12 protein-coding genes are annotated in these 17,656 nt (G+C 70.8%); 9 read left to right on the top strand and 3 right to left on the bottom strand.

The genetic code is table 11. The annotated features are described in order from the left end of the window. Nucleotides 1-39 precede the first annotated feature (39 nt). Nucleotides 40-1,038, bottom strand: a complete 999-nt coding sequence (locus A6P39_RS14465; protein WP_067040597.1) for an aldo/keto reductase — start codon at nucleotides 1,036-1,038, stop codon at nucleotides 40-42. A gap of 75 nt (nucleotides 1,039-1,113) precedes the next feature. Between A6P39_RS14465 and A6P39_RS14460 the strand changes: the two genes are divergently transcribed. The 6 genes from A6P39_RS14460 to serA all read left to right on the top strand — a co-directional run bounded on the left by A6P39_RS14460 (nucleotide 1,114) and on the right by serA (nucleotide 11,277). Continuing rightward, entirely contained in the window at nucleotides 1,114-2,091 is a 978-nt protein-coding gene (locus tag A6P39_RS14460) for a 2-hydroxyacid dehydrogenase (protein WP_199840700.1), read from the top strand. 420 nt (nucleotides 2,092-2,511) lie between these two features. Then, nucleotides 2,512-5,571: a putative bifunctional diguanylate cyclase/phosphodiesterase gene (locus A6P39_RS14455; protein ID WP_067040593.1), complete on the top strand. Its 3,060-nt coding sequence runs from the start codon at nucleotides 2,512-2,514 to the stop codon at nucleotides 5,569-5,571. A gap of 358 nt (nucleotides 5,572-5,929) precedes the next feature. Further along, nucleotides 5,930-7,777 carry an acetolactate synthase large subunit gene (locus A6P39_RS14450; protein WP_199840699.1) on the top strand — a complete coding sequence of 616 codons (1,848 nt, stop codon included), beginning with the start codon at nucleotides 5,930-5,932 and terminating at the stop codon, nucleotides 7,775-7,777. A gap of 22 nt (nucleotides 7,778-7,799) precedes the next feature. Then, a complete protein-coding gene (gene ilvN / locus A6P39_RS14445) occupies nucleotides 7,800-8,324 on the top strand; it encodes an acetolactate synthase small subunit (protein ID WP_055708145.1) in 525 nt (174 codons plus the stop codon). Between the two features lie 120 nt (nucleotides 8,325-8,444). Further along, on the top strand, nucleotides 8,445-9,443 hold the full coding sequence (gene ilvC / locus A6P39_RS14440) for a ketol-acid reductoisomerase (RefSeq protein WP_067040589.1): 999 nt from the start codon (nucleotides 8,445-8,447) through the stop codon (nucleotides 9,441-9,443). Nucleotides 9,444-9,687: 244 nt separating this feature from the next. Next, nucleotides 9,688-11,277 carry a phosphoglycerate dehydrogenase gene (serA, locus tag A6P39_RS14435; protein ID WP_067040587.1) on the top strand — a complete coding sequence of 530 codons (1,590 nt, stop codon included), beginning with the start codon at nucleotides 9,688-9,690 and terminating at the stop codon, nucleotides 11,275-11,277. A gap of 65 nt (nucleotides 11,278-11,342) precedes the next feature. Here serA and A6P39_RS14430 read toward each other — a convergent pair whose 3' ends face one another. Then, complete coding sequence (locus A6P39_RS14430; RefSeq protein ID WP_067040585.1) at nucleotides 11,343-12,881, bottom strand: MFS transporter; 1,539 nt, start codon at nucleotides 12,879-12,881, stop codon at nucleotides 11,343-11,345. A gap of 98 nt (nucleotides 12,882-12,979) precedes the next feature. Between A6P39_RS14430 and A6P39_RS14425 the strand changes: the two genes are divergently transcribed. Further along, nucleotides 12,980-13,564: a TetR/AcrR family transcriptional regulator gene (locus A6P39_RS14425; protein WP_067040578.1), complete on the top strand. Its 585-nt coding sequence runs from the start codon at nucleotides 12,980-12,982 to the stop codon at nucleotides 13,562-13,564. A gap of 51 nt (nucleotides 13,565-13,615) precedes the next feature. Here A6P39_RS14425 and A6P39_RS14420 read toward each other — a convergent pair whose 3' ends face one another. Next, nucleotides 13,616-14,830, bottom strand: coding sequence for a PucR family transcriptional regulator (locus tag A6P39_RS14420; protein WP_107304244.1), 1,215 nt, complete (start codon nucleotides 14,828-14,830; stop codon nucleotides 13,616-13,618). 164 nt (nucleotides 14,831-14,994) lie between these two features. On the opposite strand from A6P39_RS14420, the gene A6P39_RS14415 reads away from it, so the two are divergent. After that, entirely contained in the window at nucleotides 14,995-15,921 is a 927-nt protein-coding gene (locus A6P39_RS14415; RefSeq protein WP_067040574.1) for a proline dehydrogenase family protein, read from the top strand. Nucleotides 15,922-15,960: 39 nt separating this feature from the next. Further along, complete coding sequence (pruA, locus tag A6P39_RS14410) at nucleotides 15,961-17,592, top strand: L-glutamate gamma-semialdehyde dehydrogenase (protein WP_067040572.1); 1,632 nt, start codon at nucleotides 15,961-15,963, stop codon at nucleotides 17,590-17,592. Nucleotides 17,593-17,656 lie beyond the last annotated feature (64 nt).

Below are 17,656 nucleotides of genomic sequence, written 5' to 3'. Positions count from 1 at the left end.
CCCCGGGACCCTGAGCCCCCCGGCAGCGTGTACAGGCCCTCAGTCCCACGAGCCCTGGGCGCGGGGCAGGCGGGACATCTCCGCCACGTCCTGCTCCGTCAGGCGCAGACCGGCCGCCGCCGCGTTCTGGGCGGCCCAGTGTTCCCGCTTCGTGCCCGGTACGGCGATCACATGGCGGCCCTGGGCGAGCACCCAGGCGAGGGCCACCTGGGCCGGGGTGACGTCCTCGCCGTGGCGGCGTGCGATACGGCGCAGGCCCGCGACGATCGGCTGGTTGGCCGCCATCATCTCGGCCGTGAAACGGGGGTGGCGGGCGCGCAGGTCGTCCGGCTCGAAACCCTCACCGGGCGTCAGCGTGCCGGTCAGGAAGCCGTTGCCCAGCGGCATCGCCGCGAGGAACCCCACGCCCCGCGCCTCGCACCACGGCAGCAGCCCCTGAAGCGCCTCCGGTGACCACACCGACAGCTCCGCCTCCACCGCGGCCACCGGGAACACCTGCTGCACCCGCTGCAACTGGCGCAGGGTGCCGTCGTGCAGCCCGGCGTTCGTGCGCCGGCCGCCGCGCGCGCCGACCGCGCACAGCCCCAGCGCCCGTACCTTGCCCGCCCGCACCAGTTCCGCCATGGCGCCCCACGTCTCCTCGACCGGGACCTCGGGGTCGGCGCGGTGCAGCTGGTAGAGGTCGATGACATCGGTCTGCAGGCGGCGCAGCGAGGCGTCACAGGCCCGCTTCACATAACCCGGGCGGCCGTTGGCCACGATGTGCTGCTCGCCCACCAGCAGCCCCACCTTCGTCGACACGAAGGCGTCCCGGCGCCGCTCCCTGAGCACCCGGCCGAGCAGCAGCTCGTTGGTGAACGGGCCGTACATGTCCGCCGTGTCCAGGAGGCTCGTGCCCAGGTCCAGTGCCCGGTGCACGGTTCTCAGTGACTCCTCGCCCCGCCGCCGCGAGGCGCTGTACGCCCAGCTCATCGGCATGCATCCGAGTCCGACGGCCCCCACCGCGAGTGCCCCCGCGCCGATCGTCCTGCGCTCCACCTGCTCGTGAACCTCCCTCTCCGGCTCCCCAACCTAACCTCTGTGCCCGAACGCCCCTGACATAGCCTCCATGCCATGACTACGGACGTGTGGCTTCCCATCCCGCCGAAGGAGATCGAGGGCCTTCCCGCGGGACCCCGCTACCTGTTCTGGGACGGCGGGGCCGACGGTGAGCAGGAGTTTCCCGGCGATCCCGCGAACTGCGCCGTGTACGTGGTGCCGTACATGAAGCGGTGGGCGGTCAAGGTGCGCCCGCTGGAGCAGCTGACCCACGTGCGGGTCGTCCAGACGCTCACGGCGGGTGTCGACGACATCACCGCCCGGCTCGATTCCATCGTGCCGGGCGTCGCGCTGTGCAACGCGCGCGGTGTGCACGAGGCGAGCACCGCCGAACTCGCCCTCACCCTGACCCTCGCCTGCCTGCGCGGCGTCCCCGGCTTCGTCCGCGCCCAGCAACAGGGGCGCTGGGAGAGCGGGTTCCACCCCTCGCTCGCCGACAGGAACGTCCTCATCGTCGGTTACGGCTCGATCGGCGCCGCCATCGAGGACCGGCTTGTGCCCTTCGAGGTCGCGCGGGTGGCGCGCATTGCGCGCTCCAGGCGCACCACGGCGCGCGGTCTTGTGCAACCGATCGCCGATGTGCTCTCACTGCTTCCGGAAGCGGACGTCGTCATCGTCTGCACTCCTCTCACTGAGGCCACACACCATCTCGTCGACGCCGGGTTCCTCGCGCGGATGAAGGACGGCGCGCTGCTCGTGAACGTCGCCCGCGGGTCCGTCGTGGACACCAAGGCGCTCCTCGCCGAGCTCAACAGCGGCCGGATCACCGCCGCCCTGGACGTCACCGACCCCGAGCCGCTGCCGTCGGACCATCCCCTGTGGCAGGCGCCCGGAGTGCTGATCAGCCCGCATGTGGGCGGCCCTTCCTCGGCTTTCCTGCCCCGCGCCAAGCGGCTCCTCGTCGACCAGTTGACCCGGTTCGTGAACCGGGAGCCGCTGCGGAACGTGATCCTTACGACGGGCGCGGACACACAGGGAGCGGGCGGGCACTGACCCTCCCCCTCCCGGCTCCACCCGGGCGGAAGGACCCTGTCCGGCACCCTCCGCAACCCCTCGGACGCGGCCCGTACTCGCATCCCCGCTGGTCGTCACGGAGCGTAGAGAAGCTATGTCCCTGAGTGACGATCCTGGTGTATCGTCCCGACAGGGGCTGCGCCGCTGACTGATTCGGCGCCGGGGATGGACATTTCAGATTTTGTGAGGGGGGCGACGGGCGATGCACGGCCTATGGACGAACGATCCGACGCGGCGGAGCCGCCGACGGCGACCCTGGTGCACGGCCGCGCGCAGACGCGGTCACCACACCGGCCACCACAGCCATCACCAGCGCAAGCACAGCGGCCGCAGGAGGCACGCGCACCCAGCGCACCGGGACCGGCAGGACCGGGGAGCGGCGCGGACCGGGAGGCCCCGGTGACTGCGCCGCTCTCCGCGACGACCGTGCTGGAAGAAGCGGTGCGCGCACCGCATCCGCAGCAGGCACCGCCGCCCCGCCGGCCGGCCGTCGGCGAGTGCTCGCGCGGGACGGAGCGACTCGTCCTCGCCCTGGTCTGCGCGGCCTACGCCGTCGGGGCCGCGTTCGACTGGGGTGCGAACGAAGTGGCGTTGATCATGGGCGACTTCGGGCTGGCCGCGGCGGCGGGCACCGCCGCCGTCTCCTGCTTCCTGTACGCCCGCAGTCCGCGCGTCCGCTTCCGCTCGGCCTGGCTGCTGTTCGCCCTGTCGTCGATGATGGCGTCCCTCGGCAACGCGGTCTGGGGGTGGTACGAGGTCGTCCTCGGCCGTCCCGTGCCCACGCCCAGCTACGCCGACCTGTTCTTCCTGTGCTTCGCGCCGCCCGCCATCGTGGGCCTGCTGGTGCTGGCCAAGCGGCCGGTGAACAAGGCCGGCTGGATCTGTCTGGGGCTGGACGCCTGGCTGATCGGCGGCTCGCTGCTGACGCTGTCGTGGAGCCTGGCGCTCGCCCAGGCGGCCCGTTTCGACGGGCCGAGCGTGGCGCACACCGCGCTGTCACTGGCGTACCCGCTGCTCGACATCGCGCTCGTCAGCATGGTGCTGGCGCTGCACTTCCGCCGCGCCCCGGGCAACCGCACCGCGGTGAACACGGCGATCGGCGCGCTCGCGCTGACCGTGATGTGCGACGCGCTGTTCACCTCGCCGCTGCTGCACAGCAGTTACCGCTCCGGGCAGCTGCTGGACGCGGGCTGGTTCGCCGGTTCGCTGCTGCTCGCCTACGCCCCCTGGGCCGCGCCGCGCGGCAAGGGCGCGCCGGAGGGGCACGCACCGGACGGACACACCCGCGTGGTCCACGAGCACCTGCCCGGACAGCGCGGCACGGGCCACCACCCGGCGCCCGCGCCCGCCCCGGGCGGCGACCACGGCCGCTACCCGGCGGGCCGCCCGCTCACCGGATCCCTCGCCGCGCTCACTCCCTACCTCGCCGCCGCCGTGTGCACCCTGGGCATCCTGTACAACGTCCTCAACGGCCGCAGGCCCGACCACGTCGTGCTGATCACGGCGGGCGCGGTCGTGCTCGCGCTCGTGATCCGGCAGGGCATCATGCTGCTGGACAACATCACCCTCACCCAGGAGCTGGCGCAGAAGGAGAACCACTTCCGCTCCCTGGTCCAGGGCTCCAGCGACGTCATCATGATCGCCGCGCCCAACGGCATGCTCCGGTACGTCTCCCCGGCCGCCGCCGGGGTCTACGGCCGGCCCGCCGAGGAACTGGTGGGCACCGAGCTGTCCGCCCTCATCCACCCGGAGGACCTGGGCTGCGTGGTGCACGAGGTACGGCGCTTCCTCGTCGCCAGTCCGCTGGAGGAGCCCACCACCCGTATCGAGTGTCGCTTCCGCTCCGGCGACGACGGCTGGCTCAACGTCGAGTCGACCGTCAACCGCCACCACGGCGGACTGATCTTCAACAGCCGGGACGTGACCGAACGGGTGCGCCTGCAGGCACAGCTGCAGCACAACGCCGAGCACGACCCGCTGACCGACCTGCCCAACCGCGCGCTGTTCACCCGGCGCGTCCAGCAGGCCCTGTCCGGCCGCCGCGCCACGGACCGGGGCGCCGCCCTGCGCAACACGGCGGTGCTCTTCATCGACCTGGACGGCTTCAAGGCCGTCAACGACACGATCGGGCACCAGGCCGGGGACGAACTGCTCGTCCAGGCCGCCCGCAGACTCCAGGACGCGGTCCGGCACGGGGACACCGCCTCCCGGCTGGGCGGCGACGAGTTCGCGGCCCTGATCGTCGGGGACGGCACCCGCGACCGTGCCGCCCGGGAGCGGAACATCCTGGAGCTCGCCGACCGCCTCAGGGTGACCCTCTCCCAGCCCTACGCCATCGACGGCAACGATGTCCGGGTCAACGCCTCCATCGGCGTCGCCTTCGCCGAACCGGGCCTCGGCGCGGGCGAGTTGCTGCGCAACGCCGACCTCGCGATGTACCGGGCGAAGTCGGCCGGCAAGGGCCGGGTCGAGCTGTACAAGCCGCAGATGCAGCAGGACGTCGTACGCAAGGCGGAGCTGGCCACACGGCTGCGTGCCGCGCTGCACGACGGCGAGTTCGCGCTGCTGCACCAGCCGGTGGTGTGCCTGGACAGCGGCCGGATCACGGCGGTCTCCGCACAGGCGCGCTGGCGCTCCTCACAGGGGGTGCTGTTCACCCCGGCCGAGTTCCTGCGGGTGACCGAGGACAGCGACAAGACCGCCGAGCTGGACCGCTGGATCCTCCAGGAGGCCGTCGAGCAGGCGGCCGAGCGGGCCGCGACCGGTCTCGTCATGCCGGTGGCCGTCCGGATGGGCGCCCGGCGGCTGCTGGACCGCTCGATGCCGCTCGGCTCGGTGGAGGCGCTGCTGACCCGGCACGGGCTGCCGCCCGGCGCGCTGGTCGTCGAGCTGTCCGACACCGATCCGCGGATCTCCCTGGACGAGCTGGAGCGGCGCCTGACCGCGCTCAGCCGGCTCGGGGTGCGGATCGCGCTGGACGGCTTCGGCAGCGGCTACGCGGCCATCACGGCCCTCAGGAGGCTCCCGGTCGACATCCTGAAGCTCGACCGCAGCCTGGTCGAGGGCGTCGTGGAGTCCGCGCGGCTGCACAAGATCACCAGCGGTCTGCTGCGCATCGCCGGCGATCTCGGTCTGCAGTCCGTGGCCGAGGGCGTGGACCTCCCGGAGCAGGTCGCCGCGCTGCGCGCGATGGGCTGCACCCATGGGCAGGGCATGGCGTTCGCCGGGCCCGTGGACGAGTACCGGCTGCGCCGGGCGCTCGGATCCGGCCACTATCCGGTGCCGCACGCCGCGGCGGCGCCGGTCTTCGCGGGCACCGCGCGCGAGCCGCAGGGGCGGGTCGGCGTCGAGAGCGCGGCCGCGCTGCGGCCCGAAGGGCTGAGCGCGGTCGTGGCCCCGGCACCGACCGGTGCGCCACGGAGGTACGCGAGCAGGTGCGCCACGGAGGTGAGCGAGTAGTGGTGTGTGAGTAGTGGTGAGGGGCGCGGGGGTGTACACAGAGGGTGTTCCCGCTGTCTTCGGAGGCGGCCGTGCCCTTCGCTCACATTCTGAGACTCGCGTCCCACTCACTTGACACGTGGTGTGCGCCAGGGAGAGGGTCAGTTCCATGCGCACCCGAATTCTCGTACTTGGACAGCGCGTCGGCTGAGCTGGGACCCACCGGAGGACGATCCGGAATCCCCAGCGACCTCACCGGCGCGCTCCCCTCGCTTGCCTTTTGGCACGAGGGGTTTTTTGTTGCACGAGCACCGATCGTGCAGCTCGTGAACTCCGTACAAACCTCGCAAAAACCCTCAGCATCGAGAAGAGAATGCCGATGACCGAGCAGGCCACCGGGGCCCATCCGCAGCCGCGGCCCCGATCCGGAGGACAGCAGTCCGCCCCCGTCGAGCACGTGACGGGTGCGCAGTCCCTCATCCGCTCCCTCGAGGAGGTCGGCGCGGACACGGTATTCGGCATTCCCGGCGGCGCGATCCTGCCGGCGTACGACCCGCTGATGGACTCGACTCGGGTGCGCCACGTCCTGGTCCGCCACGAGCAGGGCGCCGGCCACGCGGCCACCGGTTACGCGCAGGCCACCGGCAAGGTCGGCGTCTGCATGGCCACCTCCGGTCCCGGCGCCACCAACCTGGTCACGCCCATCGCCGACGCCCACATGGACTCCGTCCCGCTGGTCGCGATCACCGGCCAGGTCGCCTCCAAGTCGATCGGCACGGACGCCTTCCAGGAGGCGGACATCGTCGGCATCACCATGCCGATCACCAAGCACAACTTCCTCGTCACCAAGGCCGAGGACATCCCGCGGGTCATCGCGCAGGCGTTCCACATCGCCTCCACCGGCCGCCCGGGCCCGGTCCTGGTCGACATCGCCAAGGACGCCCTCCAGGCGAAGACCACCTTCTCCTGGCCGCCCACCATGGACCTGCCCGGCTACCGCCCGGTGACCAAGCCGCACGCCAAGCAGATCCGCGAGGCCGCCAAGCTGATCACCGCCGCCCGGCGGCCCGTCCTCTACGTCGGCGGCGGCGTCATCAAGGCGCAGGCCACCGCCGAGCTGAGAGTCCTCGCCGAACTCACCGGAGCGCCCGTCACCACCACCCTGATGGCGCTCGGCGCGTTCCCCGACAGCCACCCGCTGCACGTGGGAATGCCGGGCATGCACGGTGCGGTCACCGCCGTCACCGCGCTGCAGAAGGCCGACCTGATCGTCGCCCTCGGAGCCCGCTTCGACGACCGCGTCACCGGCAAGCTGGACAGCTTCGCCCCGTACGCCAAGATCGTCCACGCCGACATCGACCCCGCCGAGATCGGCAAGAACCGCGCCGCCGACGTGCCGATCGTCGGTGACGCCCGCGAGGTCATCGCCGACCTGGTCCAGGCCGTGCAGAAGGAGCACAGCGAGGGTCACCAGGGCGACTACACCGCCTGGTGGAGCGACCTGAACCGCTGGCGCGAGACCTACCCGCTCGGCTACGACCAGCCCGAGGACGGCTCCCTGTCCCCGCAGCAGGTCATCGAGCGCGTCGGGCAGCTCGCGCCCGAGGGCACGATCTTCGCCGCGGGCGTCGGCCAGCACCAGATGTGGTCCGCGCACTTCATCCAGTACGAGAAGCCCGCCACCTGGCTCAACTCCGGCGGCGCCGGAACCATGGGCTACGCGGTCCCGGCCGCGATGGGCGCCAAGGCCGGACAGCCGGAGCGGACCGTCTGGGCGATCGACGGCGACGGCTGCTTCCAGATGACCAACCAGGAACTGACCACCTGCGCGCTGAACAACATCCCGATCAAGGTCGCCATCATCAACAACGGCGCCCTCGGCATGGTCCGCCAGTGGCAGACCCTCTTCTACAACCAGCGCTACTCCAACACCGTGCTGCACAGCGGTCCGGAGGACATCAACCCGGAGGCGAAGGGCACCCGCGTGCCGGACTTCGTGAAGCTCTCCGAGGCGATGGGCTGCGTGGGCCTGCGCTGCGAGCGCCCGGAGGACCTGGACAAGGTCATCGAGGAGGCGAACTCCATCAACGACCGCCCGGTCGTCATCGACTTCATCGTCCACGAGGACGCGATGGTCTGGCCGATGGTCGCCGCCGGCACCTCCAACGACGAGATCATGGCCGCCCGGGACGTCCGCCCCGACTTCGGCGACAACGAAGACGACTGAGCGAGAGAGACGTAAAAAGATCATGTCCAAGCACACGCTCTCCGTCCTGGTGGAGAACACGCCGGGCATCCTGGCCCGGATCGCCGCCCTGTTCTCGCGCCGCGGCTTCAACATCGACTCGCTCGCGGTCGGCGTCACCGAGCACCCCGACATCTCCCGCATCACCATCGTGGTGGGCGTCGAGGACCTGCCGCTGGAGCAGGTCACCAAGCAGCTCAACAAGCTCGTCAACGTGCTGAAGATCGTCGAACTGGAACCCGGTCAGGCCGTTCAGCGCGAACTCGTTCTGGTGAAGGTGCGCGCCGACAACGAGACCCGCTCCCAGATCGTGGAGATCGTCCAGCTGTTCCGCGCCAAGACCGTGGACGTCTCCCCGGAGGCCGTGACCATCGAGGCCACCGGATCCAGCGAGAAGCTGTCCGCCATGCTCAAGATGCTGGAGCCGTTCGGCATCAAGGAGCTGGTCCAGTCCGGCACGATCGCGATCGGCCGCGGCGCCCGTTCGATCACGGACCGCTCGCTGCGCGCCCTGGACCGATCCGCGTAAGGCTGGAAACGGGCGGTCGGCGCCTGGCCGTCCGCCCGTATCCCGAGACCCGCAGACTTCCCTTCCCCTCACCGGCATACGGTGGGACGCACAACCTGCACACCAAGGAGAGAACCCAAAGTGGCCGAGCTGTTCTACGACGCTGACGCCGACCTGTCCATCATCCAGGGCCGCAAGGTCGCGGTCATCGGCTACGGCAGCCAGGGCCACGCCCACGCGCTGTCGCTGCGCGACTCCGGTGTCGACGTCCGCGTCGGTCTGCACGAGGGCTCCAAGTCCAAGGCGAAGGCCGAGGAGCAGGGCCTGCGCGTGGTGACCCCCTCGGAGGCCGCCGCCGAGGCCGACGTCATCATGATCCTGGTCCCGGACCCGCTCCAGGCCCAGGTCTACGAGGAGTCCATCAAGGACAACCTCAAGGACGGCGACGCCCTGTTCTTCGGCCACGGCTTCAACATCCGCTTCGGCTTCATCAAGCCCCCGGCCGGCGTGGACGTCTGCATGGTCGCCCCGAAGGGCCCGGGCCACCTGGTCCGCCGTCAGTACGAGGAGGGCCGCGGCGTTCCGTGCATCGCCGCCGTCGAGCAGGACGCCTCCGGAAGCGCCTTCGCGCTGGCCCTGTCGTACGCCAAGGGCATCGGCGGCACCCGGGCCGGCGTCATCAAGACGACCTTCACCGAGGAGACCGAGACCGACCTCTTCGGCGAGCAGGCCGTCCTGTGCGGTGGTACGGCCGCGCTGGTCAAGGCGGGCTTCGAGACCCTGACCGAGGCCGGCTACCAGCCGGAGATCGCCTACTTCGAGTGCCTGCACGAGCTGAAGCTGATCGTGGACCTCATGTACGAGGGCGGCCTGGAGAAGATGCGCTGGTCCATCTCCGAGACCGCCGAGTGGGGCGACTACGTCACCGGCCCGCGCATCATCACCGACGCCACCAAGGCCGAGATGAAGAAGGTCCTCGCCGAGATCCAGGACGGCTCCTTCGCCCAGAACTGGATGGACGAGTACCACGGCGGTCTGAAGAAGTACAACGAGTACAAGCAGCAGGACTCCGAGCACCTGCTGGAGACCACCGGCAAGCAGCTGCGCAAGCTGATGAGCTGGGTGAACGAGGAGGCGTAAGCCCCACGTCAGGGGGCCGGGGCAGGATGCTCCGGCCCCCGTCGTCCATCTGTTGTCCAGCCCGTCCAGCACCGGACGGGTGATCCTTCCGCAGAGGCGCAGGACGACCTCAGCGGCGCCACTACACTGCTGCACAACACGCGTCAGGCCCACAGCGTCGTGCGTCTTCCGCGGCTAGCCCCCCTCCTGAGCCTGCGGCCGTCGGGACGGCCGTCCGCATGCATTGGACTAGTGAGGACCTCACGTGAGCCCGAAACCTGTCGTACTCATCGCTGAAGAGCTGTCGCCCGCGACCGTGGACGCGCTCGGCCCGGACTTCGAGATCCGGCACGCCAATGGAGCCGACCGCGCCCAGCTGCTGCCGGCCATCGCCGACGTCGACGCGATCCTGATCCGTTCCGCCACCAAGGTCGACGCCGAGGCCATCGCCGCGGCGAAGAAGCTCAAGGTCGTCGCGCGCGCCGGCGTCGGCCTGGACAACGTCGACGTCTCCGCCGCCACCAAGGCCGGCGTGATGGTCGTCAACGCCCCGACCTCCAACATCGTGACCGCCGCCGAGCTGGCCTGCGGTCTGCTCCTCGCCACCGCCCGCAACATCCCGCAGGCCAACGCCGCGCTCAAGAACGGCGAGTGGAAGCGCAGCAAGTACACGGGCGTCGAGCTGGCCGAGAAGACCCTCGGCGTCGTGGGCCTCGGCCGTATCGGCGCGCTGGTCGCCCAGCGCATGTCCGCCTTCGGGATGAAGGTCGTCGCCTACGACCCCTACGTCCAGCCTGCCCGGGCCGCGCAGATGGGCGTCAAGGTCCTCTCCCTGGACGAGCTGCTGGAGGTCTCCGACTTCATCACCGTCCACCTGCCCAAGACCCCCGAGACCCTCGGCCTGATCGGCGAGGAGGCGCTGCGCAAGGTCAAGCCGAACGTGCGCATCGTCAACGCCGCGCGTGGCGGCATCGTGGACGAGGAGGCGCTGTACGCGGCGCTGAAGGAGGGCCGGGTCGCCGGCGCGGGCCTCGACGTCTACGCGCAGGAGCCCTGCACGGACTCCCCGCTGTTCGAGCTGGACCAGGTCGTGTGCACCCCGCACCTGGGCGCCTCCACCGACGAGGCCCAGGAGAAGGCCGGCATCGCCGTCGCGAAGTCCGTGCGTCTCGCCCTCGCCGGTGAGCTGGTCCCGGACGCGGTCAACGTCCAGGGCGGTGTCATCGCCGAGGACGTCAAGCCCGGTCTGCCGCTCGCCGAGCGCCTCGGCCGCATCTTCACCGCGCTCGCCGGCGAGGTCGCGCACCGCCTCGACGTCGAGGTGTACGGCGAGATCACCCAGCACGACGTGAAGGTGCTGGAGCTGTCCGCGCTCAAGGGCGTCTTCGAGGACGTCGTCGCCGAGACCGTGTCGTACGTCAACGCCCCGCTGTTCGCGCAGGAGCGCGGTGTCGAGGTCCGGCTGACCACCAGCTCCGAGTCGAGCGAGCACCGCAACGTCGTCACCGTGCGCGGCACCCTCGCGGGCGGCGAGGAGGTCTCGGTCTCCGGCACGCTGGCCGGCCCGAAGCACCTCCAGAAGATCGTCGCGGTCGGCGACTACGACGTCGACCTCGCGCTCGCCGACCACATGGTCGTGCTGCGCTACGAGGACCGTCCCGGTGTCGTCGGCACCGTCGGCCGCATCCTCGGCGAGGCGGGCATCAACATCGCCGGTATGCAGGTCGCTCGCGCAGGGGTGGGCGGCGAGGCGCTGGCCGTGCTGACCGTCGACGACACGGTGGCCGCTGCCGTGCTGGCCGAGGTCGCCTCCGAGATCGGCGCCGCGTCCGCCCGCTCGGTGAACCTGGTCTGAGACTCGTCCTCCGGAAACGCCGGACGGGCTGACTTTCGTCAGCCCGTCCGGCGTTTCCTGTTTCCCTACTTCTCGCCGGCCTCGATCCTCCGCAGCCCCAGCACCGCCCCCACCGCAGCCAGCACCAGGATCACCGCCCCGGCGATCGCCGCGCCCCGGAACCCGCTGGTGAACGCCTCGCGGGCGGTGGCGAGGAGGGACTCACCGGCCGGCCCGGGCAGATGGGCGGCCGTGGCGAGGGCGTCGCCCAGGGTCTGGCGCGCCCCGGCCGGGGCGGTGGACGGCATCTCGTGGCGGTAGACCGCCGTACCGATGGAGCCGAGCACCGCCATGCCGAGCGCGCCGCCGAACTCGGTGCCGGTCTCCAGCAGCGAGGAGGCCGTGCCCGCCCGCTCCACCGGGGCGCTGCTCATGGCCAGGTCCACCAGCTGGGACGAGATCGCGACCATCCCGCAGGCGAGGACACCGGCCCCGGCCAGCGCCAGCCACAGCGAGTCGGTGCCGAGGAGGGCGAGCATCGAGAAACCGGCCGCCATGGCCACGAAGCCGCCGGCGACGACGTGACCCCGGTGGACGCCCCGCTGGACCAGCTGTGCGGTGACCGGACCGGCGAACCCGATGAACACCGAGGGCAGCAGGCTCCACAGGGCGGCCGACAGCGGGCTCTTGCCGAGGACCGACTGCAGGTACTGCGTGGTGAAGATGGCCGAGCCCATCATGGCGAGCGCGGCGACGAGGTTCAGCACCAGCGCCGGGGTGAAGCCGTGGCCCCTCAGCAGGGCCGGCGGGATCAGCGGGGAGGGGCTGGTGCGCTGCCGGTGGACGAACAGGGCGGCGAAGACCAGGCCGACGGTGATCGAGACGACGTACAGCGGGTGCCAGCCCTCGGACGGGATCTCCTTCAGGCCGTAGATCACGGGGAGCACGGCGGCCATCGACAGCGGGACGCTCGGCCAGTCGAAGCGGCCCGGGTTCGGGTCCTTCGACTCCGGCAGCAGCACCGGGCCGAGGACCAGCAGCAGCGCCATCGCGGGCAGGTTGACCAGGAAGACCGAGCCCCACCAGAAGTGCTCGACGAGGATGCCGCTCATCACCGAGCCGAGCGCGATCCCGCCGGTCATCACGCCGGACCACAGCCCGATCGCCTTCGCCCGCTGGCCGGGGTCGGTGAACATCGTGCGCAGCAGCGCCATCGTGGACGGCATCAGGGTCGCGCCGCCGATGCCGAGGACGGCGCGGGCCGCGATCAGGGTCCCGGCGCTGTTCGCGTAGGCCGCGAGGAGCGAGGCGCCGCCGAAGGCGGCGGCGCCCATGAGGAGCAGCCTGCGGCGGCCGATGCGGTCGCCGAGCGAGCCCATCGTCATCAGCAGGCCGGCCAGGACGAAGCCGTAGATGTCGAAGATCCACAGCTGCTGGGTGCCACTCGGGTGCAGGTCCGCGCTGATCGCGGGGGTCGCGAAGTACAGGACGGAGACGTCCATCGAGACCAGCAGCAGCGGCAGCATCAGCACGCCGAGAGCGGTCCACTCGCGGCGTCCGGCGCGGGTGGTGGTCGTACTCGTGCTCGTGGTCGTACCCGTGGTCGTGCTCGTCAGGTTCGGCATGCCGAGAAATGTACGCGCGTCTTAAACGCTTGTCTAGAACGCTTGTATAAGTCATGCGTCTAGGACGTCTGTATGGATCGCGGGATAGGGTGACGGGCATGGGACACCGTGAGGATCTGCTCGAGGGCGCCAAGCGCTGCCTGCTGGAGAAGGGCTTCGCGCGCACCACCGCGCGCGACATCGTCAAGGCCTCGGGGACCAACCTGGCCTCGATCGGCTACCACTACGGCTCGAAGGACGCGCTCCTCGCGCAGGCCTACATCGCGTTGGTGGAGAACATGTCCGGCGCCTTCGACGGGGGCGACGGCGTCGCCGTCGAGGGCGCGCCCGGCTCGCTGGAGCGGTTCCGGTGGGTGTGGTCGAACATCGTCGCCACTATGCGGGAGCCGGACTCGATGTGGCGGCTCAGCATGGAGGTCATGACCATCGACATGCCCGAGGTGCGCGAGCATCTGTCCCTTGCGCAGCGCGAGGGCGGGCGCGGACTCGTGGCCGCCCTCCAGGGGGTGCCGGAGGAGGAGGTCTCCGACGAGACGGCCGACACCCTCGGCCGCTTCTACATGACGCTGATGACCGGGCTCATCGCGCAGTGGACGTTCGACGCCAGGACCGCGCCCGACGGGGACGCGCTCACCGAGGGGCTCCGGCAGATCATCGAGGGGGCGGGACCGGCGACTGCCTGACGGGTTCGGGGGCGCCCGGCCGGGCCCGTACGGTCTTGCCGGCCTCCGCCCTCACAGTCGCGCCCTCTTCAGTGCCATGTGCAGCAGCAGGCGGTCCTCGCCGTCGTCCAGGTCGAGGCCCGTCAGCTGTTCCACGCGGGACAGGCGGTAATACAGGGTCTGCCGGTGGATGCCCAGCGCAGCCGCCGCACGGCCGGCCTGGCCCGCGCAGTCGAGATAGACCTCGGCCGTGCGGGCCAGCTCCTGGTGGGCGGGGGAGAGGAGCGGGCCCAGCACCGGGTCGTGGGCGGCCTCCGGGGGCAGCGCGGTCAGCAGCCGGTACGGCCCGATGCGCGACCATTCGGCGACCGGCCCGAACCGCGGCTCGGCCAGCGCGGCGCGCGCGGCGGCGACAGCCTCCTGCCACACCGTCCCCAGCTCCACGAGCCCGAGCCGGGGCTCGCCGACACCGGCGGCGTGAACTCCCCGGCCCCCTTCCGCCTCCTTCAGCAGCCGGGAAGCCGCCGTGAGCGCCGGTGTCGCCACGTCCGTCGTCCGGAGCCGTACCAGGGCCGCCAGACTCTGGCCCGTCGCTCCCCACGGCACCGTGCACAGGGCCGTGGCGTGCGGGACCGTACGGACCGAAGGGGCCTCGTCCGGGTCGGCGGACGGCCACGGGGCGACGCAGACCACCGTGTGCGGGCCGTCCGCGCGCGCGCCCAGGGCCGTGCGGAGTTCGGCCACCGCCATGTCCTGCTGCCAGCCGCGCTCGGCAGTCAGCACCGCCCGCAGCTCCCGGCTCAGCCCGGCCCCGGCCTCCGCCTCGTCGGCGAGCAGCGCGCCGATCCGGCCGGCCACCTCCATCGCCGCGGCCAGCTGCACGTCCGTGGGGCCGGGGTCGTAGTCCAGGAGCCAGACATAGCCGAGGACGACACCCCGGTGGCGTACCGGCAGGCAGATACGGCCCCGGTTCACCCCGGCCTCCGGGGTCCGCGGGATCCGCACCGGCCCGGTCGCCCGGGTGATGCCGAAGCCCTCGAACCAGGACCGGACCGCAGCCGTGGAGCGCCGGGTCAGGATCGAGCGGGTGCGCACCGGGTCCAGCGCGGAGGGATCCAGCTCGTCGTCGCTGTCGTACGCGCCGAAGGCGATCAGCTCGAAGTCGCGGCTCTCCAGCGTCGCCGGGACGCCCAGCAGCTCCGAGATCTCGTCCACGAGCTCCTGGTAGTCGCCCTTGAAGGCTTTGAAGCCTTTGAAATCCGCCGCCACTCGGGCATTCTCCCTCATTTGCGGGCCGCCTTCATACATCTGTCTGAGATCCAGGGCACGGATGCGTGACAGCTGTCGATGGCCCACGATCGGAGAGATCCTTAGGTTTCACGGTGGTTCTCCGTGCCGTACCCGAAACGTCGGGTGATGGCCTATTCGGTGCTTGTCTGTGGAGGTGCCCCGTGCTGGGTCCCGTGATTCTCGCCGCGTCGCGCAGCGACCGGATGCGACGCCTGATCTCGGCGGCCCCGGTGACCAAGCAGGTCGTCGACCGCTTCATCCCGGGCGAGACCGTGGACGACATCGTCCCGATCATCGAGGACCTGACGGGCAAGGGCCTGGAGCTGACGATGGACGTCGTCGGCGAGGACATCACCACCCCGGAGCAGGCCGCCGCCGCCCGGGACGCCTACCTCGCGCTGATCGGGCACCTCAAGGGCCTGGAACTCGGCGAGCGCGTCGAGATGTCCGTCAAGCTGTCGATGTTCGGCCAGGCGCTGGACGGCGGCCACGAGCTGGCGCTCGCCAACGTCCGGCCCGTCGTCGAGGCCGCCGCCGCGATCGGTACGACCGTGACGCTGGACGCCGAGGACCACACCACCCTCGACTCGATGTTCGCCATCCACGAGGAGCTGCGCAGGGACTTCCCGCAGACCGGCTGCGTCATCCAGGCCTACCTCTTCCGCACCGAGGCCGACGCCCGCCGCCTCGCCGCCGCCGGCAGCCGCGTCCGCCTGGTCAAGGGCGCCTACAAGGAGCCCGCCGAGGTCGCCTACCAGCAGAAGCACGAGATAGACAAGGCGTACGTCCGCATCCTGCGCATCCTGATGGAGGGCGACGGGTACCCGATGATCGGGTCCCACGACCCGCGCTTGATCGCCATCGCCCAGGAGCTGGCCCACAAGGCCGGCCGCAAGCTCGACGAGTACGAGTTCCAGATGCTGTACGGCATCCGCGGCGACGAGCACCTGCGGCTGGCCGCCGAGGGCCACCGCATGCGCGTCTACACCGCCTACGGCACCGACTGGTACGGCTACTTCATGCGCCGTCTCGCGGAGAAGCCGGCGAACCTGCAGTTCTTCGTGCGCAGCATGATCACCAAGGGCTGAACCCGAACACCCGCTCACGATCAAGGAGTCAAGGATCTCATGGACGCTGTGACCCAGGTCCCCGCCCCCGTCAACGAGCCGGTGCACGGCTACGCCCCCGGCTCGCCCGAGCGCGCCCGGCTGGAGGCGAAGCTCAAGGAGCTGGCCGAGAACCCGATCGACCTGCCGATGACCATCGGCGGCGAGAAGCGGATGGGCGGCGGCGAGCCGTTCCAGGTGGTCCAGCCGCACAACCACAAGGCCGTCATCGGCACCCTGCGCAACGCCACTCAGCAGGACGCGAAGGACGCCATCGACGCCGCCCTGGCCGCCGCCCCGGCTTGGCGCGCGATGTCCTTCGACGACCGCGCCGCGATCATCCTGCGCGCCGCCGAGCTGCTGGCCGGCCCCTGGCGCGAGACGATCGCCGCCTCCACCATGCTGGGCCAGTCCAAGACCGCCCAGCAGGCCGAGATCGACACCCCTTGTGAGCTGGTCGACTTCTGGCGCTTCAACGTCCACTACGCCCGCCAGATCCTCGCCGAGCAGCCCCCGGCGAACTCCCCGGGCGTGTGGAACCGCCTCGACCACCGCCCGCTCGAGGGCTTCGTCTACGCGATCACGCCGTTCAACTTCAGCGCCATCGCGGGCAACCTGCCGACGGCCCCCGCGCTCATGGGCAACGTCGTCGTCTGGAAGCCGTCCCCGACGCAGACCCACGCCGCCGTGCTCCTCATGCAGCTGCTGGAGGAGGCGGGCCTGCCCAAGGGCGTCATCAACCTCGTCACCGGCGACGGCATCGAGGTCTCCCAGGTCGCCCTCGAGCACCGCGACCTGGCCGGCATCCACTTCACGGGTTCGACCAAGACCTTCCAGTACCTGTGGAAGACGGTCGGCAACAACATCGAGAAGTACCGTTCGTACCCGCGTCTGGTCGGCGAGACCGGCGGCAAGGACTTCCTGGTCGCCCACCCGAGCGCCGACCGCGCCATCCTGAAGACCGCCCTGACCCGCGGTGCCTTCGAGTACCAGGGCCAGAAGTGCTCCGCCACCTCCCGCGCCTACATCCCGGCCTCCATCTGGAACTCGGGCTTCAAGGAGGAGTTCGCCGCCGAGGTCGACCGCCTCACCATGGGTGACGTCACCGACCTGTCGAACTTCATCGGCGCCGTGATCGACGACCGTGCCTTCGCCAAGAACAAGGCCGCGATCGACCGCGCGAAGTCGGACCCGACCTGCGAGATCATCGCGGGCGGCAGCTACGACGACTCGGTCGGCTACTTCGTCCGCCCGACGGTCGTCGTCTCCACCGACCCGGAGAACGAGGTCTTCCGCACGGAGTACTTCGGCCCCTTCCTCGGCGTCTACGTCTACGAGGACGACCAGTACGACGAGATGCTGACCCAGATGGAGTCGGTGTCGGACTACGCCCTCACGGGCTCGGTCATCGCGGGCGACCGCGCGGCGGCGGCGTACACGATGGACAAGCTCCGCTACGCGGCCGGCAACTTCTACATCAACGACAAGTCGACCGGCGCCGTCGTCGGCCAGCAGCCCTTCGGCGGCGGCCGCTCCTCCGGCACCAACGACAAGGCCGGTGCCCCCCAGAACCTCCTGCGCTGGACCCTGACCCGCGCCATCAAGGAGACCCTGGTCCCGCCGACCGACTACACCTACCCGCACATGGGCTGACCAGCCCCCGCGAGCACGGGCCGGGAAGCCTGCCGTCCGAACCGGCTTCCCGGCCCGTCACCAT

This window comes from Streptomyces sp. FXJ1.172, assembly GCF_001636945.3.
Classification (GTDB): domain Bacteria; phylum Actinomycetota; class Actinomycetes; order Streptomycetales; family Streptomycetaceae; genus Streptomyces.
This window is presented reverse-complemented; position numbering and strand designations above follow the sequence as displayed.

What these genes read in the sequence shown, in the direction of transcription:
- A6P39_RS14460 (WP_199840700.1), top strand. Translation starts at nt 1,114, where the DNA reads ATGACTACGGACGTGTGGCTTCCCATCCCGCCGAAGGAGATCGAGGGC.
- A6P39_RS14450 (WP_199840699.1), top strand. Translation starts at nt 5,930, where the DNA reads ATGACCGAGCAGGCCACCGGGGCCCATCCGCAGCCGCGGCCCCGATCC.
- ilvN (WP_055708145.1), top strand. Translation starts at nt 7,800, where the DNA reads ATGTCCAAGCACACGCTCTCCGTCCTGGTGGAGAACACGCCGGGCATC.
- A6P39_RS14430 (WP_067040585.1), bottom strand. Translation starts at nt 12,881, where the DNA reads ATGCCGAACCTGACGAGCACGACCACGGGTACGACCACGAGCACGAGT.
- A6P39_RS14425 (WP_067040578.1), top strand. Translation starts at nt 12,980, where the DNA reads ATGGGACACCGTGAGGATCTGCTCGAGGGCGCCAAGCGCTGCCTGCTG.
- A6P39_RS14420 (WP_107304244.1), bottom strand. Translation starts at nt 14,830, where the DNA reads ATGAGGGAGAATGCCCGAGTGGCGGCGGATTTCAAAGGCTTCAAAGCC.
- pruA (WP_067040572.1), top strand. Translation starts at nt 15,961, where the DNA reads ATGGACGCTGTGACCCAGGTCCCCGCCCCCGTCAACGAGCCGGTGCAC.